Raw genomic sequence first — 25,806 nt, 5'->3', positions numbered from 1 at the left:
TCGGGCGATTCGCCCCGAGGCCGGACCCGGAGCCGAGGGCTGATATGAGAGATCCGGTCGATTACTTCCACAACTCGCTCGTGCCCATGGTGGTCGAGCAGTCGAGCCGCGGCGAGCGCGCCTTCGACATCTACTCGCGGCTTCTGCGCGAGCGGATCATCTTCCTCACCGGCCCCGTCGAAGACCAGGGCGCGTCGCTGATCGTCGCCCAGCTTCTGTTCCTGGAAGCCGAGAACCCGAAGAAGGAAATCTCCTTCTACATCAACTCGCCCGGCGGCGTGGTGACCTCGGGCCTGTCGATCTACGACACGATGCAGTTCATCCGCTGCCCCGTCACGACGCTCTGCGTCGGCCAGGCCGCGTCGATGGGCTCGCTCCTGCTGGCCGCGGGTGAGGCCGGCCACCGCTTCGCCCTGCCGAACGCCCGGATCATGGTGCACCAGCCCTCCGGCGGCTTCCAGGGACAGGCGACCGACATCCTGATCCATGCCCGCGAGATCGAGGCGCTGAAGAAGCGTCTGAACGAGATCTACGTGAAGCATACCGGCCGCGACTACGAGACGATCCATCAGGCGCTCGAGCGCGACAACTTCATGACCGCCGACGCGGCCAAGGAGTTCGGCCTGATCGACGACATTCTGCACAAGCGCCCCGAGCCGGCCGCCGCCTGAGCGAGAACGGAAACCCGAGGCGCTCGGGGTACGCAGGCCCGACCATGTCGGGTCATGCGTCCTTTGGGCGCCCACCCCAGCCGATAGGCCGGTTGATCCCGAGCCGGCTGCATGATTGCATCGGGATTCGAGCGCCTCAATCCCGACGCATCCGCCCTGTGTGACTGTTTCTTTAGGCGGATGCGCTTACATCGTATGATCGACGCGCGTGCCCTCCTGGCTGGGGCCGCGCCCGCGAACCGGAGACCGACATGAGCAAGACAGGCGGCAACGACTCGAAGAGCACGCTGTACTGCTCGTTCTGCGGCAAGAGCCAGCACGAGGTTCGCAAGCTGATTGCGGGCCCGACGGTGTTCATCTGCGACGAGTGCGTCGAGCTGTGCATGGACATCATCCGCGAGGAATCGAAATCCTCGCTGGTGAAGTCCCGCGACGGGGTGCCGACCCCGAAGGAGATCCGGCGGGTCCTCGACGACTATGTCATCGGGCAGGACTTCGCTAAGAAGGTTCTCTCGGTGGCCGTGCACAACCACTACAAGCGGCTCGCCCACGCGACGAAGCACAACGACGTCGAGCTCGCCAAGTCCAACATCATGCTGATCGGGCCGACGGGCTCGGGCAAGACGCTGCTCGCGCAGACGCTCGCCCGCATCCTCGACGTGCCTTTCACCATGGCCGACGCCACCACGCTGACCGAAGCGGGCTATGTCGGCGAGGACGTCGAGAACATCATCCTCAAGCTGCTCCAGGCCTCCGACTACAACGTCGAGCGCGCGCAGCGTGGCATCGTCTACATCGACGAGATCGACAAGATCTCCCGCAAGTCGGACAACCCCTCGATCACCCGCGACGTCTCGGGCGAGGGCGTGCAGCAGGCGCTCCTGAAGATCATGGAAGGCACCGTCGCCTCCGTGCCTCCGCAGGGCGGCCGCAAGCACCCGCAGCAGGAGTTCCTGCAGGTCGATACCACGAACATCCTGTTCATCTGCGGCGGCGCCTTCGCCGGGTTGGAGCGCATCATCTCCCAGCGCGGCAAGGGCACCTCGATCGGCTTCGGCGCCAGCGTCCAGGCGCCCGACGACCGCCGCACCGGCGAGGTGTTCCGCTCGGTGGAGCCCGAGGATCTGCTGAAGTTCGGCCTCATTCCCGAGTTCGTCGGCCGTCTGCCGGTTCTGGCGACGCTGGAGGATCTCGACGAGGAGGCCCTCAAGAAGATCCTGCAGGAGCCCAAGAACGCGCTGGTCAAGCAGTACCAGCGGCTGTTCGAGATGGAGAACGTCGAGCTGACCTTCCAGGACGAAGCGCTCAGCCTCGTCGCCCGCAAGGCCATCGAGCGCAAGACCGGCGCCCGCGGCCTGCGCTCGATCCTGGAGACCATCCTCCTCGACACGATGTACGACCTGCCCGGCCTCGACTCCGTCGAGCAGGTGGTGATCGGCCCGGAGGTGGTCGAGGGCAAATCCAGGCCGCTGTTCATCCACGGCGACCGCAACAAGGAAGCCCCGGCCAGCGTCAGCGCCTGACCGGCAAACATCCGGGGCCGCACGGTTTTTGAGCCGGCGGCCCTTTTTCGTTCCGGGGGGTGCCCGCGCTTGAAAGCACCCCCCGCAACGACCATTTCAGGCGCAACGCAGGGCTCCACGCTTCATCCCCCGAAAGGTCGGGCCCGCGCCACCAGCCGCAAACTGATTATCCGCTTCCGACCCTTCGCGGCCCGGTCGGCACCTGGCAAGATGCTTGCTCGCCGTTGAGGAGCGACTGCCCGGCGTCAACACATAAGGGAAGAACCCATGACCCAGTCGAAATCGCGCCAGCCGGTCGTTCCCGGTTCGACGGGCTCCTACGCCGTCCTGCCGCTGCGCGACATCGTCGTGTTTCCGCACATGATCGTGCCCCTGTTCGTGGGCCGCGAGAAGTCGATCCGCGCGCTCGAGGAGGCGGTGCGCTCTGACCGTCACATCCTGCTCGCGACGCAGATCAATGCCAGCGACGACGATCCGGCCACCGACGCGATCTACACGATCGGTACGCTCGCCTCCGTGCTGCAGCTCCTCAAGCTGCCCGACGGCACCGTGAAGGTGCTGGTCGAGGGCGCCGGCCGTGCGCAGATCGAGTCCTTCGTGCGCTCGGACGAGTATTACGAGGCGCAGGCGCTCACGCTCACCGACGACCTCGGCGACCGCGTGGAGGCCGAGGCGCTCGCCCGCTCGGTAATCTCCGAGTTCGAGAACTACGTGAAGCTCAACAAGAAGATCTCTCCCGAGGTCGTCTCCGCCGTCACGCAGATCGACGAGCCGTCCAAGCTTGCCGACACCGTCGGCTCGCACCTCGCGGTCAAGATCGCCGACAAGCAGGCGATCCTCGAGATCCCCACGGTGGCGCAGCGCCTTGAGCGCGTGCTGTCGCTGATGGAGAGCGAGATCTCCGTGTTGCAGGTGGAGAAGCGCATCCGCACCCGCGTCAAGCGGCAGATGGAGAAGACCCAGCGCGAGTACTACCTCAACGAGCAGATGAAGGCGATCCAGAAGGAACTCGGCGACGAGGACGGTCGCGACGAGCTGGCCGAACTGGAAGACAAGATCGAGAAGACCAAGCTGACCAAGGAGGCCCGCGAGAAGGCCACTGCCGAGCTGAAGAAGCTGCGTCAGATGTCGCCGATGTCGGCCGAGGCCACGGTCGTGCGCAACTACCTCGATTGGATGCTCGGCATCCCGTGGGGCAAGCGCTCGAAGATCAAGAAGGACTTGCTCGGGGCTCAACAGGTCCTCGACTCGGATCACTTCGGCCTCGACAAGGTCAAGGACCGGATCGTCGAGTATCTCGCGGTACAGCAGCGGGCGAACAAGCTCACCGGCCCGATCCTCTGCCTCGTCGGCCCGCCCGGCGTCGGCAAGACCTCGCTCGGCAAGTCGATCGCCAAGGCCACCGGCCGCGAATTCGTGCGGATGTCGCTCGGCGGCGTGCGTGACGAGGCCGAGATCCGCGGTCACCGTCGGACCTATATCGGCTCGATGCCCGGCAAGATCGTCCAGTCGATGCGCAAGGCCAAGACCTCGAACCCGCTCATCCTGCTCGACGAGATCGACAAGATGGGCATGGATTTCCGCGGCGATCCCTCCGCGGCGCTCCTTGAGGTGCTCGATCCGGAGCAGAACGCGACCTTCAACGACCATTACCTCGAGGTCGATTACGACCTGTCGAACGTGATGTTCGTGACGACGGCGAACACGCTCAACATCCCCGGCCCGCTCATGGACCGGATGGAGGTGATCCGTATCGCCGGCTACACGGAGGAGGAGAAGCTCCAGATCGCTCGCCGCCACCTGATCCCCGAGGCGGTCAAGAAGCACGGGCTCACCCCCGACGAATGGTCGATCACCGATGACGGCCTGATGATGCTCATCCGCCGCTACACGCGGGAGGCGGGCGTCCGCAACCTGGAACGCGAGCTCTCCAACCTGATCCGCAAGGCGGTCAAGGAGATCTTGCTCACCAAGGTGAAGCAGGTCGAGGCCAACCCCGAGACGCTGCCGGAATTCCTCGGCCCGCCGAAGTTCCGGTACGGCGAGATCGATGCGGACGATCAGGTCGGCGTGGTCACGGGTCTGGCCTGGACCGAGGTGGGCGGCGAGTTGCTGACCATCGAGGGCGTCATGATGCCCGGCAAGGGCAAGATGACGGTCACGGGCAACCTGCGCGATGTGATGAAGGAGTCGATTTCGGCGGCGGCGTCTTACGTCCGCTCGCGGGCCATCGATTTCGGCATCGAGCCGCCGCTGTTCGAGCGTCGGGACATCCACGTCCACGTTCCGGAGGGGGCGACCCCGAAGGACGGTCCGTCGGCCGGTATCGCCATGGCCACCGCGATCATCTCGACGCTCACCGGGATCCCGGTGCGCCGCGATGTGGCGATGACCGGCGAGGTGACCCTGCGTGGTCGCGTCCTGCCGATCGGCGGCCTGAAGGAGAAGCTGCTCGCCGCACTCCGCGGCGGCATCAAGACGGTGATGATCCCGGAAGAGAACGCAAAGGACATCGCCGAGGTGCCCGACAGCGTGAAGAACGGTCTGGAGATCATCCCCGTCTCGCGGATGGATCAGGTGCTGCAGCACGCCCTCGTGCGCCAGCCCGAACCCATCGAGTGGGACGAGCCGCTCCCGGCCAAGACGCCGAAGCGGGATGAGGACGGCGCGGCGGTCATCGCCCACTGATCCTCGGTTCGTCGATCACGGACGAAGCCCCCGGAGCGCTGCTCCGGGGGCTTTTTCGTGCGCTGAGTCAGGGGAAGAGCGCGAGCCCGGCCTTGCGCAGCCGCGATCCCTTCCGTAACGCTTCGCGGCGCCGGTTCGGGCGGTTAGCTCAGTTGGTAGAGCGTCTCCTTTACACGGAGAGGGTCGGGGGTTCGAGTCCCTCACCGCCCACCAAATCCGGGCGCAGGATGGTTCAGAGGCGGGCGCAACGGTTCTTGCCGGCTCCGTTGGGCGTCTGCGACGGAACACCCTCGTCGAGACGTTCGTCCGCGATCGTTGCGGGCATGCTCAGTGAGTGAGCATTCCGGCCCGGTATCGGGCAGACGATCGGCATCGTCCGGCGGAGGCGAAAACGGTAAACCAATGTCCTCCTGCGCGTTCCCCGTTCAGGCGTGAGCGGGGAGCGACATGGAAGGTAGGCTGATCTGGCTCGGCCTCATCGCCGGCATCCTGGGATCGAGCGGCGTCGGCGATCTGCTTGCGGCCTGGGCGAAGGCGCGGAGGGAGCCGCGCTGGAATCTTGTCGTGCCCGAGGAGAGAGTGCGAGCCGCGTGTGCTCTACCGCGAAGCGAGCGCCGCCTGACGATTGCGCGGCTCATACCGGTTCGGCGCGTCCCGTGCCGTCGCGTTGTCGTTGTCGCTGGGCTGAGGGCTCGTGTTCCCGGTCCGATCCGTCTTCTCTTTACCGCGAAGCAACAGCGGCACGATGCGTGTCGAGCGTCGGTAGATCCAGGCCTCGTGCCGGCGGCGCAGGGGGCGTCCGTACTGGACGGTTTCTTTTCCACACATGGTCATTCTTCACGGTGCCGTCTGGCTGACTAGTCCCTGACGCTAGCCGCGAACTGCCTCGACACATTGCCTGTACGTCCCAAAATATACGCCGCTGCGCTTTGCCGCACGGATGCGGCGATGTCGCAACCCGGTAGGGAGTGGATTGGCCGGCATCGACACCCGGGTCGGCATGAAGCGCCGTCATCCGGAGCAGATTTTTTGCATCGCCAAAGCGTCAATGCGGATGAATTGCCCCGGCTGAGCCGCTCAACTCTTTGGTGCAGAAGAAGGCGCATGTCAGCGCCCGCTGCGTTGCGCCGGTTCGACACGAGGGCACCGGCGCGCCGGAATGACGGATTTCCTGTTCGTTCACGACCACTTCCCGGGACCTTTCGGCTTTGTTGCCGAAGCGCTGATGGATCGAGGCCATCGCTGCGCTGCCATTGCCGGAGAGGCCGCGCCGGGTTTGGCCAACTTGCCGATCCTGCGGTGGCGTCCGGGGCGGAAGGTGACGCCGGGCCTGTTCCCGCTGGCCCATCCAACCGAATCGGCATTCATCAACGCCACAGCCGCCCTGCGATGCGCGCTCGAACTGCGCAAGCATGGCTTCGATCCGGCCGTCATCGTCGGGCATCCGGGGCGCGGAGAATCGCTGCTGCTCAACCAAGTCTTTCCCCGGGCGCGTCGGCTTGCCTACGCGCCGTATTATCGGGCGGACGGTGATGCCCTCGGTTTCGATTCCGAGTGGACGCGCCCGCCCAATCTCGAGGACCGCGTGCGTGACCGCGCCGGGAATGCGGCGCTGGCCATGGCCTATGCCGAGGCCGAGCGGCTGGTCTGCCCGACGGAGTTCCAGCGCAGCCTGCTGCCGGCGGGCTTGCGGGCGCAGGCCAGCGTGATCCACGAGGGGATCGATACGGACGAGGTGCGCTACGATCCCAATGCCGTCGTGCACCTGCCGAACGGGCGCACGCTGACCAAGGCGCGCCCGGTCATCACCTTCATCGCCCGGCAACTGGAGCCGCTCCGCGGCTTCCCGACCTTCATGCGCGCCTTGCCGGCGCTGCTCGAAGCCGTGCCCCAGGCGGAGGTTCTCGTGGTCGGAAGCGATCGGCGCCGTGATGCCGCGGCAAAAGGGGACCAGCCGCAGACGTGGAAGGAACGCCTGCTGGCCGAGTTGGACGGACGGCTCGATCGCGAGCGCGTTCATTTCCTCCCCCGTCTCACGCACGAGGAAATGGTTGCCGCCCTCTCGATCGCAACGGCGCATGTCGCCTACACCTATCCCTTCTCGCTCTCGCGGGTCTTCCTGAAGGCGATGGCGTGCGAATGCCTCGTGATCGCTTCGGATACCGCGCCGGTGCGGGAGGTGGTGCGGGACGGCGTGAACGGGATCATCCGCGACTTCTTCGATGCCGACGCGCTGGCGGAGGCACTCATCGAGGCCTGCCGCGCGCCCGAACGGTGGCGGCCCCTGCGGGAGGCAGCCCGGCGCACGGTGATCGAACGCTACGACCGGCGGCGTCACTGCCTGCCGACTTGGCTCGCGCTCCTGACCTATCTCGCCGACGCGCCGGCCCGTGCGTGATGTATCGGACCGGATATCGGATCCCGGCCCATGCACCAATCTTTTGGTTTTGCATCCTCTTTTTCCCGAAAGCCGGAAGCCACCTTTCGGGATGATGTTCTAACGCGCCCGGAACAGGTGGAGGCTGAAGCCGCTGTCCTCATCGACCCAGAGGCGGACCGGCTCCCAGCCCTGCGCCGAGGCGAGGGCCCGAAACGTATCCGGCGCGTATTTGTGGGAGGTGTCGGTGCGAATGGTCTCGCCCGCTGCGAAGCGGATCGTCCGGTCGCCGAGCCGGTAGGCGCCGGGCCGGGTTGCCACGAGATGGGCCTCCACCCGGAACGGGCCGTCGGCGAGCCGTGCCTCGTGGCGGAAATGGCTCCGGTCGAAATCGCTGCCCAGCTCCCGGTTCATCCGCTCGAGAAGGTTGAGGTGCAAAGCCGCCATCAGCCCGCCGGCCTCTCCGTAGGCACGGCGTAGGCGGGCCGGGTCGTGCGTCGGGTCGGCCCCGATCAGGAAGTGGCTTGCCCCCAGCGTCTCCCGCGCCCGCGCCAGGAAACCCGCCGCCTGCTGCGGCGTGAAGTTACCGACGCTGGTGCCGGGAAAGAAGCCGAGAATCGGCGGCACGACCGCCCCCGGCGGCAGTCGGATGGGCTTCGAGTAATCGGCGCAGACCGGCATCATCGTCACGTCCGGATAATCCGGAGCGAGGCGCGCAATCGCGGCTTCGAGATAGGCTCCCGAGATGTCGAGGGCGAGGTAAGAGGCCGGCCCCTCCAAGGCGTCGAGCAGGGTGCGGATCTTCCGGCTGGCACCGCTGCCGAATTCCACGACGCTGACGCCTGGGCCGACCAGCGCGGCCACCTCTGCCGCGACCCGCGGCAGGAGCGCCATTTCCCGCTTTGTTGGGTAGTAGTCTGGATGCGCGCAGATCCGGTCGAACAGATCCGAGCCGGTCTCGTCCCAGAGGTATTTGCCGGGCAGGGTCTTCACCTCGTCCGACAGACCGGCAAGAGCGTCCTGAAGGAACTCGGCACGCTCGTCGGCCGCTGCTTCTGCCGCGCTCATCGCGGTCCGCTCGGGCGGGTCGCTGTGAGAATCACGAGCGCGATGCGCTCGGCCGCGGCATAGCCCGGATCGTCGAGTTCCTCGCCATACGCGTCCGGATCGAACTCGCGGTACGAGACATCGAGACCGGCCCGCGCGCCGATCGCGGTCGCCTCTTCCCGGAAGCCGTCATGGCCTTCGACGATGGCCGAGCCGGTGAACAGGACAAGGCTGCCGCCCGGCGCCAAGCGCTCGGTCGCCGCCTCGACCACGCGCAGCGACAGCCCGGCCCCGAGCGGTCCGCCTCCCTGCCGGTAGGCCCGCCCCCCCGAATCCACCATGAAGGGCGGGTTCGAGACGATGAGATCGAACGCTCCCTCGACGCCGCGCAGCATGTCGCTGTGAACGGGCTGCGCGTTGCCCGCGCCCGCGAGCCGGGCATTGACGCGTGCGGCGCGGAGCGCCGCCGGGTTGACGTCGACGAGAACGACCTCGGCCTCAGGCAACCGCTTGGCGACAAGGATGCCCGCCGCGCCCGAGCCGCAGCCGATATCGGCCACCCGCCGCGGTGCCGGGTGTCCGGCCCTGGCCCGCTCTTCGAGATGGGCGAGGACGGCCTCGGCAAAGCGCATCGTGTCGGGGCCGAAGAACACGGCATCGGCCGCGAGCGGCGGATAGGCCGCGTGCAGAAACAACGAGTCGTCGAGGCTCGACAACCGAATCCGCGCCTTCATGAGAGAACCGTCCGGCCCCTCCGAGCGGTCGAGCACGCCCGCCCGCTCCATCAGGTCGGTCAGGTCCACCGGGATCAGGCCCGCGCGAAACGGGCGGCTCCAGCCCAGAACGTCCCGTAGCGATCGCGCCAGAGCATTCTCGGGCCGGGCGTTCACCCGCGCATGCGTGGCGGGCGTGACGGTGGTGAACCGGTAGCCGGTATCCCGCACCGCGCGAGCGAGAGCGAGGAGCGCGTCCTCGCTGCCTATATCCGGTTCCTGGGAGGCCGAGGGATGCGTTGCAACATCGGCCCCCGTCATCCTCAACCCTCCATCTGTCCGGCAAGGAAGGCACCCGAGCGCAGATCCGCCGCGACCTGTTGCGCGTCCCATTCCACCGCCTCCGTTTGGCGGTGGTAGGGGCAGACCCAATCGTCCGGCACGGCCCGCCCGCTGAATTGCCGCGCGGCAGAGCGCTCGCCATGCTGCGCAAGCATCGGGTTGGCGGACCCGGCCCAGGCCACGTCCCGCTCGACGATCGAATCGCGCAGCCGGTCGTAGCGTCCTTCGGCCCGCAAGCGCTCGAACTGGTCGTGCAGGTTGAACACCAGAACCGGATGCTCGAAGCGGCGCGCCTTGCGGCTCGCCCCGGGATGCAGCCCGACGATGAAGAAGCCTTCGCCCCCGAGGCTCATCGAGAAATGCGTGTCTTCCGGGTTGGCCGACACGCGCGGATCCTGGGCATGACCCAACTCGCTGTCGCGGTCGGACAACGACTGCATCCGCCGCCAGAGCGCCGCCTCGAACGCCTCCTCTGAAAGGTGGTGAGGGCCTTCGAACACCACGGCGAAGCTCTGGAACTGGTCGCGCCGGGCGCGATAGCGACAGATGAAGGCCAGCAGCGCCGGGTAGATCCGCGCGTCGTCGCCGTCGGAGGCGACGTCTCGGGCGACCAGCACCTTGAGCTGGCCGCGGGACAGAGCGGACTTGGCGCCGACGCAAGGGAAGGGCTGTTGGCGAATGAAGTGCCGGAACCGCTCAGCGAGCGGATGGCCGGTGTCGTCGGTAGGCAGCAGCATGACACCTCGTGGAACGCAGACAAACGAGCGACGCGACCGAGCCTGTCGGCCCGGCACGGTGAAGATTGTGGGAGAGAAGGCGGCTGACCCACAGTCCGCCGACTCCCGGAAAAGATGAACTGCGCGGAGGAACCTCAGTCTGTGCCCATTGTTCCGCCGGGTCTGGGGATAACTAATGAGCTACGATACGGCTTCATCTATATGTTGTCTTGATCCGCCGCGGCATCGTAGCGCAGTAATCTATCCGATCGTGACCGTTTCTTGGACGCGGAACTTCAAGATTCGATCTCGTAATGGATCGGCTTGAAGGAGAAGTTGTTCGACTGCAGGGCGGAGCAGGCTGTAAGACCGATGACGAGGTCGGCCTCGGCCACGAAACTCACCCGGTCGCCGGCCCGGCTCAGCGGCGGGCGCACCGCGATCTCGCCGCTCTGCCCATCGATGGTAACGTGCATGAACACGTTGAAGGCCACCGGGATGCGGTCCGGCTCGATTCCGTAGGGCGCCAGCGCTTCGGCGAGATTGCCGAAGCAGCCCCGATGGGGGTGCTCGTCGCCGTAGATGATCCGGAAGGTGTCGGCCGAGCAGGGTGTGAGCAGGAAGTCGTGCCGGCCCACCGTGTCCTCCACGATGCGCAGGAGCACGTTGGAGCGGTTGGAGTAGATCGGGTCGCCCGTCGTCAGGAAGATGCGCGAGGCGTAGTCGATGGTGCGGCCTGAGGAGATCACCTCATCGAGGTCGTTTCGGCTGAAAGCCACGAGGTCGGCCACCTGCTCGCCCTGAGGATCGATCACGGTGAGGCGCTGGCCGCGATCCAGCGTGAAGGCCGCCCCCGAGCGCGGTGGAATCTCATGGCGCATCGGTTGGCTCATCCGTCGTTGTCTCCTTGCGGGTGAGGCCCGCGGGCTCGCGTGCCGATCCGCGGCGGCTCCAAGCTTGGCCGCCGCCGCATCACGACGGGGGATCGGACGAGACCCCCGTTGGGTTCCCGATAAATGTCGACGTCTCGAGCAACGGGGCGGCACCGGAGATGCCTGCCCGTGGATGCCCGATCCGACGAACGCTCCCCCCCGCGTGGCAAGGATAGTGGAGATCACCCTCGCCATGCCGCCGAACTCACCCTCCGAGGGCTTCTGCTCGGGGCGGTGATCACCGTCGTGTTCATGACCGCCAACCTCTATATGGGGTTGAAGACGGGCGTGACCTTCTCCACCTCGATTCCCGCTGCGATGCTGTCGATGGGGCTGCTGCGCCTGTTCGGTGGGTCCGGCATCCTCGAAAACAACATCGTCCAGACGCAAGGGTCGGCGGCCGGCACGCTGTGCAACGTCATCCTGGTCCTGCCGGGCCTCGTGCTGATCGGCCACTGGCACGGTTTCCCGTTCTGGCAGACGACGGCCGTCTGCCTCGTCGGCGGTCTGATCGGCCTCGTCTACTCGATCCCCCTCCGCCGCGCCCTGGTGATGGGCGCCGGGCTTCCGTATCCCGAGGGCACCGCCGCCGCCGAAGTGTTGCACGCGGGTGAGGCCGGCGACCGGGGTGGTCTGCGCATCCTGCTGGGCGCGGCGGGGGCGGGTGGGCTGATCGGCTTCGCCACCACCGGCTTGCGCCTCCTCGCGGACGGCCTCCACACCACCCTCGCCGTGGGACCGGCCCTGTTCCGGTTCGCCACGGGCTTCTCCCCCGCCCTCGTCGGGGTGGGGTATCTCGTCGGGCTCGGCGCCTGCCTCGCCCTTCTGGCGGGCGTGGCTCTGGCTTGGGGCGCCGCGGTGCCGCTGCTCACCGCCTTCGGTGACGGGGCCGGCTCCGGCTCTGCGGAGGTGACGGCGAGAGCGGTCTGGTCGGAGAAGGTCCGTCTTATCGGTGCCGGCATCATCGCCGTTGGCGCGATCTGGACGGTCGCCTCCCTCGGCCGCTCGATCCTCGGAAGCATCCGTTCCGCCTTCGGTGCCGCGCAGGGCGGTGGGCAGGCTCTGCGCCGGTTGCCGCGCCAGGAGCGCGACCTGCCGATCACCTGGGTTGCGGGCACCTCGCTCCTGCTTACGCTGCCCCTGGCTTGGCTGTTCTTGAATTTCAGCGCGGAGGCCGAACTCGGTGGTCTGCGCTTCGCGCTGGTCGCCGTCGCCACCGTCTTCACGGTCGGCTTCGGCTTCCTGATGGCGGCCGCCTGCGGCTATCTCGCGGGCCTTCTCGGCTCCTCCTCCAGCCCGATCTCCGGCATCGGCATCCTGACGACGCTCCTCGCCGCGCTGCTGCTCCCGCTGCTGCTCGGCCGGTCCGCCGGGCCGGAGGGTGAGCGCTTCGTCGTCGCCGCCGTCCTGCTCCTGTCGGCCATCGTCGTCACCACCGCCTCGATCGCCAACGACAACCTTCAGGATCTCAAGACCGGCCAACTCGTCGATGCCACCCCCTGGCGCCAGCAGGTGGCGCTCGCGGCGGGCGTCGCGGTGGGCGCCCTGGTGATCGCCCCGCTCCTCAACCTTCTCTACAACGCCTACGGTTTTGTCGGCGCCCTGCCGCGCGAAGGCATGGACGAGGCCGCCGCCCTTCCGGCACCGCAGGCTGCTCTGATGACGCAGATTGCCGGCGGTATCGTGCGCAACGAGTTGCCCTGGTCGATGGTGGCGACGGGGGCGGGCCTCGGGGCGATCCTTGTCGCGGTGGAGGCGCGTCTGCGCCGCAGCGGCCGTTCTTTTCCGGCGCTCACCGTCGGGATCGGCATGTACCTGCCGCTGGAGGTGGTGGTGACGATCGCCTGCGGCGGCCTCGTCGGACGCCTCGCCGAGCGCCGACTGCGCGGGGCGGGCGACGCGGCGCGGGCCGAAGGACGCCGCCGCGGCGTGCTGCTGGCCTCGGGCTTCCTGGTCGGCGAGAGTGTCGTCGGCGTCCTGCTCGCTGCCGCCGACACGCTGAGCGGACGCGGCGGTTCCCTTGCCTTCGCGGCCGATGCGCTCGGCGGGGTCGGGCCCTGGCTCGGCCCCATCGTCTTCCTGCTGGTGCTCGTCGCCTTCTACCGCATCGCTTCGCGCACGGACGAGACGGGCCGCCGCGGCGACGCCTGACCCGTCCTCGATTTCGTCGCGATTGCAAGCGAGCATAAGGGCGCGACTGCCCCGTTGCGACGGATATCATGAACGCCCACGCCTCGTCCCTGCCGCGCCGGCAGAGCCATCTCGACGTCTACCTGCGCGTCCTCAGCGCCCTGATGCTGCGCGACATGCGCAGCCGCTTCGGCGGAAACTACTGGGGCTACCTAGTACAGGTGCTCTGGCCCTGCGTGCATCTCGGGATCATCGTCGGCGCCATGACATTCCGCGGAATGAAGTCACCCATGGGTGACGAACCGATGGTCTTCGTCGCTTCGGGCGCATTGCCGGCCCTCGCCTTTCAGTACATCTCCCGCGAGGTGATGAAGGGATACATGGTCCACAAGCCGCTTACTTACTTCCCACAAGTAAAACGCTTCGATACAGTGGTCGCACGCATCCTCGTCGAGATCGTCAGCAGCTTCATGGGGGTCTGCCTGGTTTTTGTGGTCCTTGTCTGCTTCGGTGTCGATCCCGTTCCCGCCGACATGACGACGGCAATCACTGGCTATCTGACGGCAATCGCGCTCGGAATCGGTGTCGGGACGATCAATGTTGGGATTTGCTCGGTTTTTCCCGGTTGGGCACTCGGTTACATCTTGGTGACGCTCACCTTGTATTTGACGAGCGGCGTGTACTTTATGGCATGCTATATGCCCGATGAGATTTATTACTACATGAAATGGAATCCCATCACGCAGCTCATTGAATGGGTTCGCCTGGCTTACGATCCGACCATTCCTGCTCAGATCGACTATCTTTATCTCTTCTGCTGGGTCTTCGGCAGCCTCACCATCGGTCTTCTCATGGAACGCTACGTCGTTCGGGCCCAGCAGTGACCGGACTTCGGTACTGCCGGGTATAGCCGGGATCGGTGTTTGGGCTCGGTTTCGGCGGTTCCAGAGAAGATCCGCCGTCGGGCTGGGCCGGTGGACCGACGTTCTCCAGTAGGGCCGTACGGAGATGAGGAGGCGGCTCAAAAATTCGGCGGCGCTTCAAAAAAGGGGGTTGAGTCCCGCCAATCCTCCCCGTATAGAACCGCCCAACGCCGACGCACTCAGCGCCGCCGGCGAAGCCAGGGACCGGAAACGGTCACGGCAGAAGTGATGGGGCCTTAGCTCAGCTGGGAGAGCGCTTCCATGGCATGGAAGAGGTCATCGGTTCGATCCCGTTAGGCTCCACCATCATATCTTCCCAAGAATGACATAGAGGCTGGGCGGGTCGCGCGATGATGCCGACCGCCGCCGCATGGTTCGAGTTGTCGTTCGGACGAAGTGCCGTCGGCACGGACTTCATCACTCACTCCATCGAAGCCTCTACCATCGCGCATGGTCCGCAGCACGAGCCTCGAAGGTTCTGCTCTGCATGAGCCCTCTCGGATCAGGCTCGATCATCCTGTGACAGCCGCCTGATGCCCGAGCGGGTCCCGTCGTTCCCCGTGGATCCTACTGAGCGATCTGCCAGGGGCTGATGATGCGAGTCGGTTTCGGGCCGGTCTCGGCGCGAGCCTGCCGGGTCAGCGGTTCGATCGCTTCCTCCGGAGCCAGACGGCGGGCTTTCGCGAGCGCTTTACGGGCTTCCTCGGCGGGCATCGCGCCCTGCGGCAGCATCATCGCCATCAACTGGCGGCGGGTCGTCGCATTGATCGCGCGCGAGCGCTTCACATCCTCGAAGTCGCTCATCCGGTGGCGGGCCGCCTTGGCGCCGCGACCGCGATCGTCGTGGCCCATGAACACCTTCGGGCCGCCTGGCATGACGACGATGTCGCCGGGCCGCAGAGTCTCGTCGCGGAGAAGCGCCGCGGTCGGATTGGCCGCGATCGCCTTCGAGTCGACTGGCTGCTTGCCGCTGATCCCAGTACCGTCATCCTTCGGCAGGGCCGCGTAACGCACCTTCGGCCGGCTCCGATCCGCGGTGCTGCGATGCCGTCGCCAGCGATAACGCTCGTTGACCTCGCCGCCGCCGTAAACCTGAATAGGAGCGACCATCGGGGCGGGCGCTGCCCGCTGCGGCGAAAAAAGTTGCTGAAACAGGCCGCCGAGACCGCCCTCTTGAGCATGAACGCCAGCAGCAGTGGAGAGAATGAGGGCGGAAGAGGCCAGGACGAGCGCGAGGCGTCGTCCGGAGCGGCGCAGGGTCGAAGGCATCGACGGCTCCTGAAGCGAGGCGGTCGCGTTCGACCGATGCGTTTTCAACCGGAGCCGATCTTAACGGTTCCGGCGAGAACTTGGCGCGAATGTGAATTTTTCATGAGTACGCCGTTCGAATACGCAGCGGCAGCAGCGGGAAAAGGCTGCTGACGGCCAGCTCACGTCTCTGTGAACCGAAGTTCGGGCCAGACGGTTGCCGAATAGCGCAGCCGTTGATCGCGCGCTGGACGGAGCCCATTCCGCGATGCCTACAACCGATCGCGTCGTTCCCGACGCTGCTGCCGCGGCGGACAACCCCCGCTACCCGACCTTGTGGACCATGGCGCTGGCGACGGCGCTCCTCGGCATCGTCGCTCTTCCACGCCGGTCTGCTCAGCCTACTGATCATGATGCGGATCGTGCCGGCGATCACGCGCGCGGCGCGTCGGGCGGCGATGCGGCGCGTCAGGAGTCACCCTCGCACGAGGGCGCCGATGCCCATCTGGTCGCGCGGACCGAGCAGAACCGTGGCCGCTCCGCCGACACGCCGACGGAGGTGCCGGCCGAAGGCTGGAAGGACATCCTGAAGCGGACCTACCGGGATATTGGCGAGAATCGCCTGACACTGGTGTCGGCGGGCGTCACTTTCTTCGTCCTTCTCGCCATCTTCCCGGCCGTTGCCGCGCTGGTCTCCGTCTATGGGCTGATCGCCGACGTTTCGACCATCAACCACCAGATCGAGACGCTGCGCGGCGTCCTTCCCTCGGGGGGCGTCGACATCGTCGCCGAGCAGGTGAAGCGAGTGACGGAGAAGGGTGATACGACGTTGGGGCTGACCGCCCTCATCGGCATCGCCCTTTCGGTCTGGAGCGCCAATGGCGGCGTGAAACACGTCTTCGATGCGCTCAACCTCGTCTACAACGAGCGCGAGCAGCGCGGCTTCTTCAGGCTCAACCTGGTCTCGCTGGCCTTCACGGCGGGCGCTCTGCTCTTCGTCGTGCTCGCGCTGGCTGGCATCGTCGCGGTGCCGCTGGCGATCCAGTTTGTGGGCCTGTCGGGCGACGCATGGTGGCTGGCACTGCTGCGCTGGCCGGTCCTGTTCCTGATCGTCATCCTGATGCTCGCGGTGCTCTACCGCTACGGGCCCAGCCGCGACGCCCCACGCTGGCGCTGGGTGACGACGGGCGGCATCGTCGCCGGATTCCTATGGCTGGCCGGCTCGCTGCTGTTCTCGTGGTACGTCTCGAACTTCGGCAGCTACGACAAGACCTACGGCTCCCTTGGCGCCGCGATCGGCTTCATGACCTGGATTTGGATCTCGACCACGATCGTGCTGCTCGGCGCGCAGCTCAACGCGGAGATCGAGCACCAGACCGCCAAGGACACGACGGTCGGCGCGCCGCAGCCGCTCGGCACGCGCGATGCCCGCATGGCGGATACGGTGGGAGCCGCCGCCTGACGGCCGTCCCCTCTCCGTCAGTTCTTCGCTTGGCTCGGGTCGTCGGCCGGATTCAGGTAGTTCACGCCGAACGGCCCGCTTCCGTTCACTTGGAGGACGACCGGTTCCTTGGTCGTCCAGAGGGCATGCGGCATGTTCTCGGGTAGGAACACGAAGCCGCCGGTCCGCAATTCGACGCCCTTGGCCCGGTCGATCGTCGCGCCGTGCTGGTGATGGATCGAGCCCGATAGGATCGTCAGCGTCTCGGCCTTCGAGTGGGTGTGCGGGGCGATCACCGTGTCGGCGGGGAACCGGATCCGCAGTACGAAGGGGCCGGGTTTGGCCGGATCGCCGGCCAGGGCGCTGATCTCGGTCCCCTTCGGAAGGTTGGGCGGCCCCTTCTCCCATTTCACGGCAGCGCCATCCGGCAAGGTCACCGCGCCGAGTCCGTCTCCATGCGCCTCGCCGGCCGCGCGAGCGGTGCCGAGGGAGAAGGAAAGAGCGAGGGCGAACGCGGCGCTCCCGATGATCGCAGCCGAGCCTGATCGAAGCGTCACGTTCATTCTCCCCTGGCTTTTCGGTCCCGGCGGTCCGGCCGCCAGAAGCCGGAAGCCATTCCCCGTGCCCTTTCGTGCCCTTCCTGTGGCTTGCACACAAGAGAACGGCGGGGCTCGCGCCCCGCCATTCCATCGTACTCCAAGAGCGATTCAGCCTCAGTAGGCGGTGCGACCGTAGGCGCCGACACGATCGACCGGCTGGGCGCCATAGGCCGTGTAACCGGCCGGGCTGCGGACTGAGCCCGTGGCGATGTTGTCCGCCGCATCGGCCGTGCCGCCGACGACACCGCCGACCACGTTGCCGGCCGCATCCACGGTTCCGCCAACGATGTTGCCGGCTGCGCCGAGCGTGCCACCGACGATGTTGCCCGCCGCGCCGGTCACGCCGCCGACGACATTGCCCACGCCGCCGAGGAGGCCGCCACGCTCACGCACCGGGTCGATATGCGCGCCCCATACGTTGAGACTGCCGTCCCGGTTGTAGCTGGCGCTGTCGGAAGCGAGCCCCTGGGCGAGGCTCGGGGTCGCGGCAAGGCCGAGAGCCAGGGCGAGGGCAGCGGTGATCTTGGTGCGATTGGTCATGATCGATCCTTTATCCGTTCATGCGGGCGACGATCCACTTCGTCTGATCTAATCGTTCGATCAGACTAGTTGCGCCGTCTTCGATGAACGGGATTTGGGGTCGATTGTCTGAGTGACAATAGCGGGTTTGTCGCAGTGCACCATCGATATATTTCGGACTTACCTTTCGCGCCCGAAATTTCGTGCCGCGACATTGCGCGCGGCCAAAAAACCCATTCATCTTGAGGGCGTTGCCTCCGCTGACTAGGCTCGATTTTGTGCGGTGCACGAGCGCACATAGGCCCGGTAATCGGGAGTTTTTTGAGCGTTCTGCCTTTCGCGCGGCGTCGGGGCCCTTGCGAGGAACGGGACCTGTTCCGTGCCATGCCGACCATCGCGGACCAGAGAACCGGGGACCTGCGGCATTTCCCGGCGACGGAGCGATGTTCTGAAGCGGCGAAAATGCTCTATGGATCGGCGGCCCCGCCCTTGGGGGCCCGTTCGCCGATGGCTGTTCGACCGATGACCGAAGAGACGCAACTGCAACCGGCCAAGCCCGTCGGCGCCGACGACCGGGTGATCCTCGTCGATGGCTCGTCCTTCATCTTCCGGGCGTACTTCCAGTCGATCAATCAGGACCAGAAGTACAACACCCGGCCCTCCGACGGCTTGCCGACGGGGGCGGTGCGCCTGTTCTGCACCAAGATCGCGCAGTTCCTTCAGGAGGGCGCCGCCGGGGTGAAACCAACCCATCTCGGCATCGTCTTCGACAAGTCCGAGGGCTCGTTCCGCAAGGAGCTGTTCCCCGACTACAAGGGCCACCGCCCCGACGCGCCGGACGACCTCAAGCGCCAGATGCCGCTGATGCGCGATGCGGTGCGCGCCTTCGGGCTGCATGCGGTCGAGCTGATACGCTACGAGGCCGACGACCTGATCGCGACCTACGCCCGGCAGGCTGAGGCGCGCGGCGCCGAGGTCATCATCGTGTCCTCCGACAAGGACCTGATGCAGCTCGTCTCGGACAAGATCCGGTTCTACGATTTCGAGTCGGGCGCCAAGGGCAAGCCCGGCTACCGCCCCGAGCGCAACCTCGACCGCGAGGCGATCATCGCCAAGTGGGAAGGTCTCGCGCCGGAGCAGATCGGCGACGCGCTGGCGCTGATCGGCGACACCTCCGACAACGTGCCGGGCGTGCCGGGCATCGGCCTGAAGACCGCGGCCGCGCTCATCAAGGAGTACGGCAGCCTCGCCGAACTTCTGGAGCGGGCCAGCGAGATCAAGCAGCCCAAGCGCCGGGAGATGCTGCTCGCCAACATCGATCAGGCCAAGCTCTCGCGCCGCCTCGTGGCGCTGGAAGAGAGCGTGCCGGTGCCGGTGCCGCTCGACGAACTTGGCGTGCCGCAGCCCGATCCGCAAAAGCTCGTCGGCTTCCTGAAGGCGATGGAGTTCAACACCCTGACGCGGCGCATCGCGCAGATGCTCCATGTCGACCCGGAAGCGGTCAAGCCCGATCCGGCGCTGCTGCCGGGGGCACAGCCCCACGCCTACACCAACGCGGCCGGCGGCAGTGATGCCGTGCCGTTCTTCGGCGACGACGTGCCGGTCGATCCCGAGACCGCCGCCGCACCCGAGCGGATGGATGGGGAAGCCCCGCCCGAGGCGGGCGAGGCCGATCCCTTCGCCGATCTCGATCTGCCGGATCAGGCTCCGGCGAAGAAGCGCGGCGCTAACGAGCCGACGCCCGCGACCCTGGTTGGCGCCCGCGCGGCGGAGTCGGTCAAGCCGTTCGATACGGCTGCCTACGAGACGATCTCCACCGTGGAGCAACTCGAAGCCTGGATCGCCGAGAGCTACGAGGCGGGCGTGATCGCGGTCGATACCGAGACCGACGCGCTCGACGCGGCCAAGGCCGGGCTCGTCGGCGTCTCGCTCGCCACCGCGCCGGGGCGGGCGGCCTACATCCCGCTCGCCCACGTCAAGCCCGAGGTGAAGGGCGGCGACCTGTTCGGCGAGAGCGGGGCAGGGGCGGATGCCTCCGACAAGCAGCCCGGCCAGATCGATTTCGACACCGCCCTCAAGCTGCTGAAACCGCTCCTGGAGGATGCCGGAACGCTCAAGGTCGGCCAGAACCTAAAATACGACCTCTCGGTGCTCCACCGCTACGGCATCGACGTGGCGCCCTTCGACGACACGATGCTGATCTCCTACGTGCTCGATGCCGGCAAGGGCGGGCACGGCATGGACGAACTCGCCCGCCGCCATCTCGGTCACCAGCCGATCACCTTCGCGGATGTGGCTGGCACCGGCCGCAACAAGGTCACCTTCGACCGCGTGGCGATCGACAAGGCGACGGCCTACGCGGCGGAGGACGCCGACGTCACCTTGCGCCTGTGGCGGATGATGAAGCCGCGCCTCGTCGCCGAGCACCGGGTGACCGTCTACGAGACGCTGGAGCGTCCGCTGGTGCCGGTCCTGGCCCGGATGGAGCGGGCCGGCATCGCCATCGACCGCAACATGCTGAGCCGACTCTCGGGCGACTTCTCGCAGATCCTGGCGCGGCTGGAGGAAGAGATCCAGGACGACGCGGGCGAGCGATTTCAGGTCTCCTCGCCCAAGCAGATCGGCGACGTGCTGTTCGGCAAGATGGGCCTGCCCGGCGCGAAGAAGACGCCGTCCGGCCAGTGGGCCACGCCCGCCACGCTCCTCGAAGAGCTGGCCCAGGCCGGCCACGATCTGCCGAAGAAGATCCTCAACTGGCGCCAGCTCTCCAAGCTGAAATCGACCTATACCGACTCGCTGCAGCAGCACGCCGACCGGGGGACCAACCGGGTCCACACCTCGTTCTCGCTCGCGGCCACGACGACGGGCCGGCTCTCCTCCTCCGATCCGAACCTTCAGAACATCCCTGTCCGCACGGAGGAGGGAAAGCGGATCCGCCGCGCCTTCGTCGCGCCCGAGGGCAAGAAGCTGATCTCGGCCGATTACAGCCAGATCGAGCTGCGCCTGCTCGCCCACATCGCCGACATCCCGCAACTGCGCGAAGCGTTCGAGCAGGGGATCGACATCCACGCGGCCACGGCGTCTGCCATGTTCGGCGTCTCCCTCGACCAGATGACCGGCGACCTGCGGCGGCGGGCCAAGACCATCAATTTCGGCATCATCTACGGTATCTCGGCCTTCGGCCTCGCCGACCGCCTCGGCATCGGCCGCGAAGAGGCCTCGGTCTTCATCAAGCAGTATTTCGAGCGCTTTCCCGGCATCCGCGACTACATCGACACCACCAAGCGCTCGTGCCGCGAGAAGGGCTACGTGACGACCCTGTTCGGCCGCGTCTGCCACTATCCGCAGATCCGCTCCAACAACCCGTCCGAGCGGGCGAGCGTCGAGCGCCAAGCCATCAACGCCCCGATCCAGGGCACCGCCGCCGACATCATCCGCCGCGCCATGACGCGGATGGAGGGGGCGCTGGAGGCCAAGCGGCTCACCGCGCGGATGCTGCTGCAGGTGCACGACGAACTGGTGTTCGAGGTGCCCGACGACGAGGTGGAGGCGACGATCCCCGTGATCGCCGGAGTGATGGAGGAGGCGCCCGCGCCGGCCTTGACGCTGAGGGTGCCGCTGGTGGTCGAGGCGCGGGCGGCGGGGAACTGGGAAGAGGCGCACTGACCTCTTTCGGTCCCGACTTCAGAAATCGCCGGCCGCCTTGTGCGCGAGGCGGATCGGCTCCGGCAGGCGGTATTTCGGCGAGCAGGCCAGCACCAGTTCGACCGCACTCGGGATGTCGGCGCGGTGCCCGGGCGAGATGAACAGCGGGAGCGTGGCGGTGCGCGTGCGGACCAGGGCGCCGATGGTCTCACCCCGGTCGATCAGGGGGACGTGCGCGCCCTTCACCTCGGGCAGGGCAGCGTTGGTACCGACGAGCCGCGTCTTGCCGACGCCGATGGTCGGGCGCTCCAGCCACAGGCCCATATGGCTGGCGATGCCGATGCGACGCGGATGGGCGATGCCCATGCCGTCGAACAGGAAGACGTCGGGCTCCGCGCGCAGGCGCCCGAACGCCTCTTCCAGAACCGGTCCCTCGCGAAAGCTCAGCAGGCCGGGGATGTAGGGGAACGGCGTGGGCCGCTCGGCGAAGGCGCTCTCGACGAGAAGAAAGCCCGGAAAGGTCACGACGACGATGGCGGCGCGGGAGCGCTCGTTCTTCACGCTGACATCGACGCCGGCCACCAGCCGCACCGCGCCGAGATCGATGGCTCGGTCGGCCACGATCTCGCTGCGGAGCCGGCGCTGGAGCGCGACGGCCTCGGTCGGCGTCAGGTCCCAGGCATGGCGCGGGTGAAGCTCCATGCCGCGGGCCCCGTCAGTTGGCGAAGCGGAAATGCAGCACGTCGCCGTCCTGCACCACGTATTCCTTGCCCTCCAGCCGCAGCTTGCCGGCATCGCGCGCGCCGGACTCGCCGTTCAGCGCGGTGTAGTCCTTGAAGGCGATGGTCTCGGCGCGGATGAAGCCCTTCTCGAAGTCGGTGTGGATCACGCCGGCCGCCGCCGGGGCACGCGTCCCCTTGGTGATCGTCCAGGCGCGGGCCTCCTTCGGGCCGACCGTGAAGTAGGTCACGAGGCCGAGCAGATCGTAGCCGGCGCGGATCACCCGGTTCAGACCGGGCTCGGTCAGCCCGACTGCCTCCAGGAACTCGGCCTGGTCGGCTTCCGGCATCACCGCGATCTCGCTCTCGATCTTGGCCGAGACGACGACGGCGACCGCGCCCTCCGCCTTGGCCCGGTCGAACACGGCCTGAGACTTGTCGTTGCCCTTGTCGGCGTCGCCTTCGTCCACGTTGCAGACGTAGAGTACGGGCTTTGCCGTCATCAGGCCGAGCTGCTGGAACAGCCGCTCCTCCTCGGGCTTGCGCTCCACGAGCCGGGCCGGCTTCCCCTCGCGCAGCAGCGGCAGGGCGCGGTTGACGAGGTCGAGGAACTCCTTGGCCTCCTTGTCGGCGCCCTTGGCGCGCTTCTCAAGGGCGACGACGCGTTTCTCAAGGCTGTCGAGATCGGCCAGCATCAGCTCGGTCTCGATGGTCTCGATGTCGGCGATCGGATCGACCTTGCCCTCGACGTGGGTGACGTCGCCATCCTCGAAGCAGCGTACCACGTGGGCGATGGCATCGACCTCGCGGATGTTGGCGAGGAACTGGTTGCCGAGGCCCTCGCCCTTCGACGCGCCGCGCACGAGGCCGGCGATGTCGACGAAGGTCAGCCGCGTCGGGATGATCTCCTTCGAGGAGGCGATCCGGGCGAGGTCATCGAGGCGCGGATCGGGCACCGCGACCTCGCCGACATTCGGCTCGATGGTGCAGAACGGGTAATTCGCGGCCTGGGCCGCGGCCGTCTGCGTGAGCGCGTTGAAGAGGGTCGACTTGCCGACGTTCGGCAGGCCGACGATGCCGCATTTGAAGCCCATGGCTGGTCCTAGAGGTCCGTTGTGATCGGTCGGGAGCCGCGCCCGGAAGCCCGCTGCATCGGGGTCCGGCGGCTTCGTGTCAATTCGCGTCGCGCGCTTTCGCCTTGCCGGCCTCGACAGGCGTCTTCACCGTCTCCCAGCCGCGGCCGGCCATGGCGAGGTGCACCTTGTTCTGGAAGCTCGCATCCTCGCCCGCCGCGAGCAGGGCTGCGTGGTCGGCGGTGGCGCGGCAGAGATCCTCGACCCAGGGCTCCTCCGACTTGGCGAAGTCGTTGAGGACGTAGGCGTGCACCAGCGCCTTGTCACCGGGATGGCCGATGCCGAGGCGGACGCGGCGGTACTCGTTGCCGCACAGCGCCGTGATCGAGCGCAGGCCGTTATGCCCGGCATTGCCGCCGCCGAGCTTTACCCGCAGCTTGGCCGGCGCGAGGTCGAGTTCGTCGTGCAGCACGATCACGTCGACGAGCGGGATCTTGAAGAAGCGTTGCGCCTCGCCGACCGAGCGGCCGGATTCGTTCATGAAGGTCTGGGGCTTGAGCAGGATGGCGCGCTCGGTGCCGAGCACCACCTCGGCGGCCTCGCCCTGGAAACGGCGGCGGAACGGGGCCGCCCGGTGGACGCGGGCGATCTCGTCCACGGCCATGAAGCCGATGTTGTGGCGGTTGCGCGCGTAGCGCGAGCCGGGATTTCCCAATCCGACGATGAGCCGCATGTGCGCTCCCGATCCATGCTCCGACAAATGGAAATGCCCCGGCCGGGCGGCCGGGGCATCGATGGATGCGCAAGGTGCGGGCGCCCGCGGCGCCCGCTGCGGCTTACTCCTCGGTCTCGTTCTTCTCGCTGGTGGCCTCGGCCTCGGCTTCCGCCTTCTCCTCGGCCGCCTCGGCGGACTGCGCCTCGGCGATCGCGGCTTCCTCGGCCTCGACCTCGGCGCCGAGCACGGTCGGCGGCAGCAGGTTGGCGACCGTGTCGGTCGGCTCACCCGTGTAGGTGCCGGCCGGCAGGCGCAGGTCGGAGGCGTGGATCACGTCGCCGATCTCGCGGCCGGTCAGGTCGACCTCGATCGCATCCGGGATCTGGTCGGGCGCCACGTCGAGGGCGACCGTGTGCAGCGCGACGTTGAGGGTGCCGCCCTTCTGCTTGATGCCGGGGGCCTGATCCTCGTTCACGAAGTGAACGGGAACGTCGACCGTGACGGTCTGGCCGGAGACGACGCGCAGGAAATCGACGTGCAGCGGCACGCCGCTCACCGGATCGAGCTGGTAGTCGCGCGGGATCGCGCGGGTCTTCTTGCCGCCGGCATCGATCTCGAACACGGTGGTCTTGAAGCCGCCGGCGTAGATCAGGGTGCGGGCGCGGATGAGGTCGATGGCGATGGCCTGCGGGGCCTGGTTTCCGCCGTAGATGACGGCGGGAATCTGGCCCTGGCGACGAACGGCCCGGGCGGCCCCCTTGCCGACCCGGTCGCGTGCCACGGCCTCAAGCGTCTTGGTGGCGCTCATGGCGTGATCCTTTTGTAAGATATGGAGCCGGGCCAACGACAAAGGCCGCCCGAAGCGGACGGCCCGACCGTTCCCCAACGCGCCCGTGCCTCCAAGGGTGTCTCAAGGGCGCGGGCGGGCCATACACGCAATGGGGCCCGGTGGCAACGCCGGACCGGACGATGGGCGTGCTACCGGTTCGCGGTCGCCATGCCGCGACGGGCTTCGGCCTGCTTGCTGGTGTCGTCGAAGTACTTGGTGGCGTCGCCGAGCTGCACCGAGGGCTGGCAGTCCGGGGTGCAAGAATAGGATTCCCGATCCAGGCCGCGCTGCACGGTGATGATCGAGGCCTGCGGCGCCTGCACGCTGATGGTCGATTCGGCGAGCATCGCCCCCTTGCCGTCGAGGGCGATCAGGTTGGTGGTGCCGAAGCTCTTGCCCGTCAGCACTACGACGCCGTTCTTCTGCAGCGTGATGTCGGCGATCATCGGGTTGCCCACCACGACGGTCTGGGTCTTCTCCGGCAGGCGGATCACCTTCGCGTTGTCGACCTGCACCGAGACGGTGCCCTGCGGCACCGGCTCGTTCGCGCGGACGGGCGCGGTGAGCGCGAGAAGCACCAGGGCGGCCGGGCCGGCGCGGAGCGGGAGGCGGTGAGGGCGCAGGCGGGGCATGAAGGGTCGGTCCGATCGCGCGTAGGGCAGCGCTCTCCGTTGAAGGCTGTGCCGTGTCCGCGGCACGAATCCGGAGCGGAGGCGTCTCTCGTCGCGTGAACGGAACAGGAAACTGATGAAGGAAGCGCTAACCTTGTCCGGAAGTTCAACGCCGACGAGCCTCGTCCTGCGTCAGCGAACCATTCGACCGATCGTCGAAACGCATCATTAACTGCCGCTCGCAAACACCCGGCTAGTGGCTTGGTTAGGAGGTCGATTTAACCCAAATGCAACGCGTCGGGATTACAACTCGGTCTGTCGCCGATCGGGGCTTCTGCAGACTTC

The 25,806-nt window shown here is 67.0% G+C and carries 20 protein-coding genes and 2 tRNA genes; 10 read left to right on the top strand and 12 right to left on the bottom strand.

The genetic code is table 11. From position 1 onward, the window contains the following. The first annotated feature begins 44 nt into the window (after positions 1-44). The 5 genes from J2W78_RS16925 (at position 45) to J2W78_RS16905 (ending at position 7,280) form a co-directional block, all read left to right on the top strand. Positions 45-671 (top strand): ATP-dependent Clp protease proteolytic subunit, encoded by a 627-nt coding sequence (locus tag J2W78_RS16925; RefSeq protein ID WP_012454265.1) that lies wholly within the window; start codon positions 45-47, stop codon positions 669-671. A gap of 251 nt (positions 672-922) precedes the next feature. Further along, positions 923-2,194, top strand: a complete 1,272-nt coding sequence (gene clpX / locus J2W78_RS16920) for an ATP-dependent Clp protease ATP-binding subunit ClpX (RefSeq protein ID WP_060769918.1) — start codon at positions 923-925, stop codon at positions 2,192-2,194. 267 nt (positions 2,195-2,461) lie between these two features. Continuing rightward, positions 2,462-4,882 (top strand): endopeptidase La, encoded by a 2,421-nt coding sequence (gene lon / locus J2W78_RS16915; protein WP_253372355.1) that lies wholly within the window; start codon positions 2,462-2,464, stop codon positions 4,880-4,882. A gap of 137 nt (positions 4,883-5,019) precedes the next feature. Further along, positions 5,020-5,095: transfer RNA gene (locus J2W78_RS16910), tRNA-Val, on the top strand. A 1,012-nt stretch (positions 5,096-6,107) separates the two neighbouring features. After that, a complete protein-coding gene (locus J2W78_RS16905; protein ID WP_253372354.1) occupies positions 6,108-7,280 on the top strand; it encodes a glycosyltransferase in 1,173 nt (390 codons plus the stop codon). Between the two features lie 99 nt (positions 7,281-7,379). Here the strand turns inward: J2W78_RS16905 and egtD are convergent, their stop codons facing one another. The 4 genes from egtD to J2W78_RS16885 all read right to left on the bottom strand — a co-directional run bounded on the left by egtD (position 7,380) and on the right by J2W78_RS16885 (position 10,970). Further along, positions 7,380-8,327 carry an L-histidine N(alpha)-methyltransferase gene (egtD, locus tag J2W78_RS16900; protein ID WP_253372353.1) on the bottom strand — a complete coding sequence of 316 codons (948 nt, stop codon included), beginning with the start codon at positions 8,325-8,327 and terminating at the stop codon, positions 7,380-7,382. Continuing rightward, entirely contained in the window at positions 8,324-9,340 is a 1,017-nt protein-coding gene (locus tag J2W78_RS16895; protein ID WP_253372352.1) for a methyltransferase, read from the bottom strand. Before J2W78_RS16895 ends, egtD begins: the two co-directional genes overlap by 4 nt. A gap of 2 nt (positions 9,341-9,342) precedes the next feature. Then, positions 9,343-10,098 (bottom strand): guanitoxin biosynthesis heme-dependent pre-guanitoxin N-hydroxylase GntA, encoded by a 756-nt coding sequence (gene gntA, locus J2W78_RS16890; protein WP_253372351.1) that lies wholly within the window; start codon positions 10,096-10,098, stop codon positions 9,343-9,345. Positions 10,099-10,373: 275 nt separating this feature from the next. Next, entirely contained in the window at positions 10,374-10,970 is a 597-nt protein-coding gene (locus J2W78_RS16885; RefSeq protein ID WP_253372350.1) for a DUF1989 domain-containing protein, read from the bottom strand. A gap of 168 nt (positions 10,971-11,138) precedes the next feature. On the opposite strand from J2W78_RS16885, the gene J2W78_RS16880 reads away from it, so the two are divergent. From J2W78_RS16880 to J2W78_RS16870, 3 genes are all read left to right on the top strand, one after another. After that, a complete protein-coding gene (locus J2W78_RS16880; RefSeq protein ID WP_253372349.1) occupies positions 11,139-13,160 on the top strand; it encodes an OPT family oligopeptide transporter in 2,022 nt (673 codons plus the stop codon). A 68-nt stretch (positions 13,161-13,228) separates the two neighbouring features. Next, on the top strand, positions 13,229-14,023 hold the full coding sequence (locus tag J2W78_RS16875; protein WP_253372347.1) for an ABC transporter permease: 795 nt from the start codon (positions 13,229-13,231) through the stop codon (positions 14,021-14,023). A gap of 269 nt (positions 14,024-14,292) precedes the next feature. After that, positions 14,293-14,368 (top strand) — tRNA-Ala (locus J2W78_RS16870). A 261-nt stretch (positions 14,369-14,629) separates the two neighbouring features. Here J2W78_RS16870 and J2W78_RS16865 read toward each other — a convergent pair. Then, on the bottom strand, positions 14,630-15,331 hold the full coding sequence (locus tag J2W78_RS16865) for a hypothetical protein (protein WP_253372345.1): 702 nt from the start codon (positions 15,329-15,331) through the stop codon (positions 14,630-14,632). A 247-nt stretch (positions 15,332-15,578) separates the two neighbouring features. Here J2W78_RS16865 and J2W78_RS16860 point away from each other — a divergent pair, with 247 nt between their 5' ends. Next, positions 15,579-16,772 carry a YihY/virulence factor BrkB family protein gene (locus J2W78_RS16860; protein ID WP_253372343.1) on the top strand — a complete coding sequence of 398 codons (1,194 nt, stop codon included), beginning with the start codon at positions 15,579-15,581 and terminating at the stop codon, positions 16,770-16,772. Between the two features lie 17 nt (positions 16,773-16,789). On the opposite strand, the gene J2W78_RS16855 is transcribed toward J2W78_RS16860, so the two are convergent. Both J2W78_RS16855 and J2W78_RS16850 read right to left on the bottom strand, forming a co-directional pair. Further along, complete coding sequence (locus tag J2W78_RS16855) at positions 16,790-17,308, bottom strand: cupin domain-containing protein (RefSeq protein WP_253372341.1); 519 nt, start codon at positions 17,306-17,308, stop codon at positions 16,790-16,792. A gap of 156 nt (positions 17,309-17,464) precedes the next feature. Then, positions 17,465-17,890 (bottom strand): hypothetical protein, encoded by a 426-nt coding sequence (locus J2W78_RS16850; RefSeq protein WP_253372339.1) that lies wholly within the window; start codon positions 17,888-17,890, stop codon positions 17,465-17,467. 501 nt (positions 17,891-18,391) lie between these two features. On the opposite strand from J2W78_RS16850, the gene polA reads away from it, so the two are divergent. Then, a complete protein-coding gene (gene polA / locus J2W78_RS16845; RefSeq protein ID WP_253372337.1) occupies positions 18,392-21,535 on the top strand; it encodes a DNA polymerase I in 3,144 nt (1,047 codons plus the stop codon). Between the two features lie 18 nt (positions 21,536-21,553). Here the strand turns inward: polA and nfi are convergent, their stop codons facing one another. The 5 genes from nfi to J2W78_RS16820 all read right to left on the bottom strand — a co-directional run bounded on the left by nfi (position 21,554) and on the right by J2W78_RS16820 (position 25,482). Then, positions 21,554-22,216 carry a deoxyribonuclease V gene (nfi, locus tag J2W78_RS16840; protein ID WP_253372335.1) on the bottom strand — a complete coding sequence of 221 codons (663 nt, stop codon included), beginning with the start codon at positions 22,214-22,216 and terminating at the stop codon, positions 21,554-21,556. A 13-nt stretch (positions 22,217-22,229) separates the two neighbouring features. After that, positions 22,230-23,327 carry a redox-regulated ATPase YchF gene (gene ychF, locus J2W78_RS16835; RefSeq protein WP_253372333.1) on the bottom strand — a complete coding sequence of 366 codons (1,098 nt, stop codon included), beginning with the start codon at positions 23,325-23,327 and terminating at the stop codon, positions 22,230-22,232. Positions 23,328-23,406: 79 nt separating this feature from the next. Then, the gene (gene pth, locus J2W78_RS16830; RefSeq protein ID WP_253372331.1) at positions 23,407-24,039 is read right to left on the bottom strand and encodes an aminoacyl-tRNA hydrolase; all 633 of its coding nucleotides are present in this window, start codon (positions 24,037-24,039) and stop codon (positions 23,407-23,409) included. Positions 24,040-24,142: 103 nt separating this feature from the next. Then, complete coding sequence (locus tag J2W78_RS16825; protein ID WP_253372329.1) at positions 24,143-24,829, bottom strand: 50S ribosomal protein L25/general stress protein Ctc; 687 nt, start codon at positions 24,827-24,829, stop codon at positions 24,143-24,145. 170 nt (positions 24,830-24,999) lie between these two features. Further along, complete coding sequence (locus tag J2W78_RS16820) at positions 25,000-25,482, bottom strand: pilus assembly protein N-terminal domain-containing protein (RefSeq protein ID WP_253372327.1); 483 nt, start codon at positions 25,480-25,482, stop codon at positions 25,000-25,002. Positions 25,483-25,806 lie beyond the last annotated feature (324 nt).

The sequence above is a fragment of the Methylorubrum extorquens genome (assembly GCF_024169925.1).
Classification (GTDB): Bacteria; Pseudomonadota; Alphaproteobacteria; order Rhizobiales; family Beijerinckiaceae; genus Methylobacterium; species Methylobacterium extorquens_A.
The sequence above is the reverse complement of the archived record's forward strand: the minus strand, read 5'-3'. Positions and strand labels throughout refer to the sequence as shown.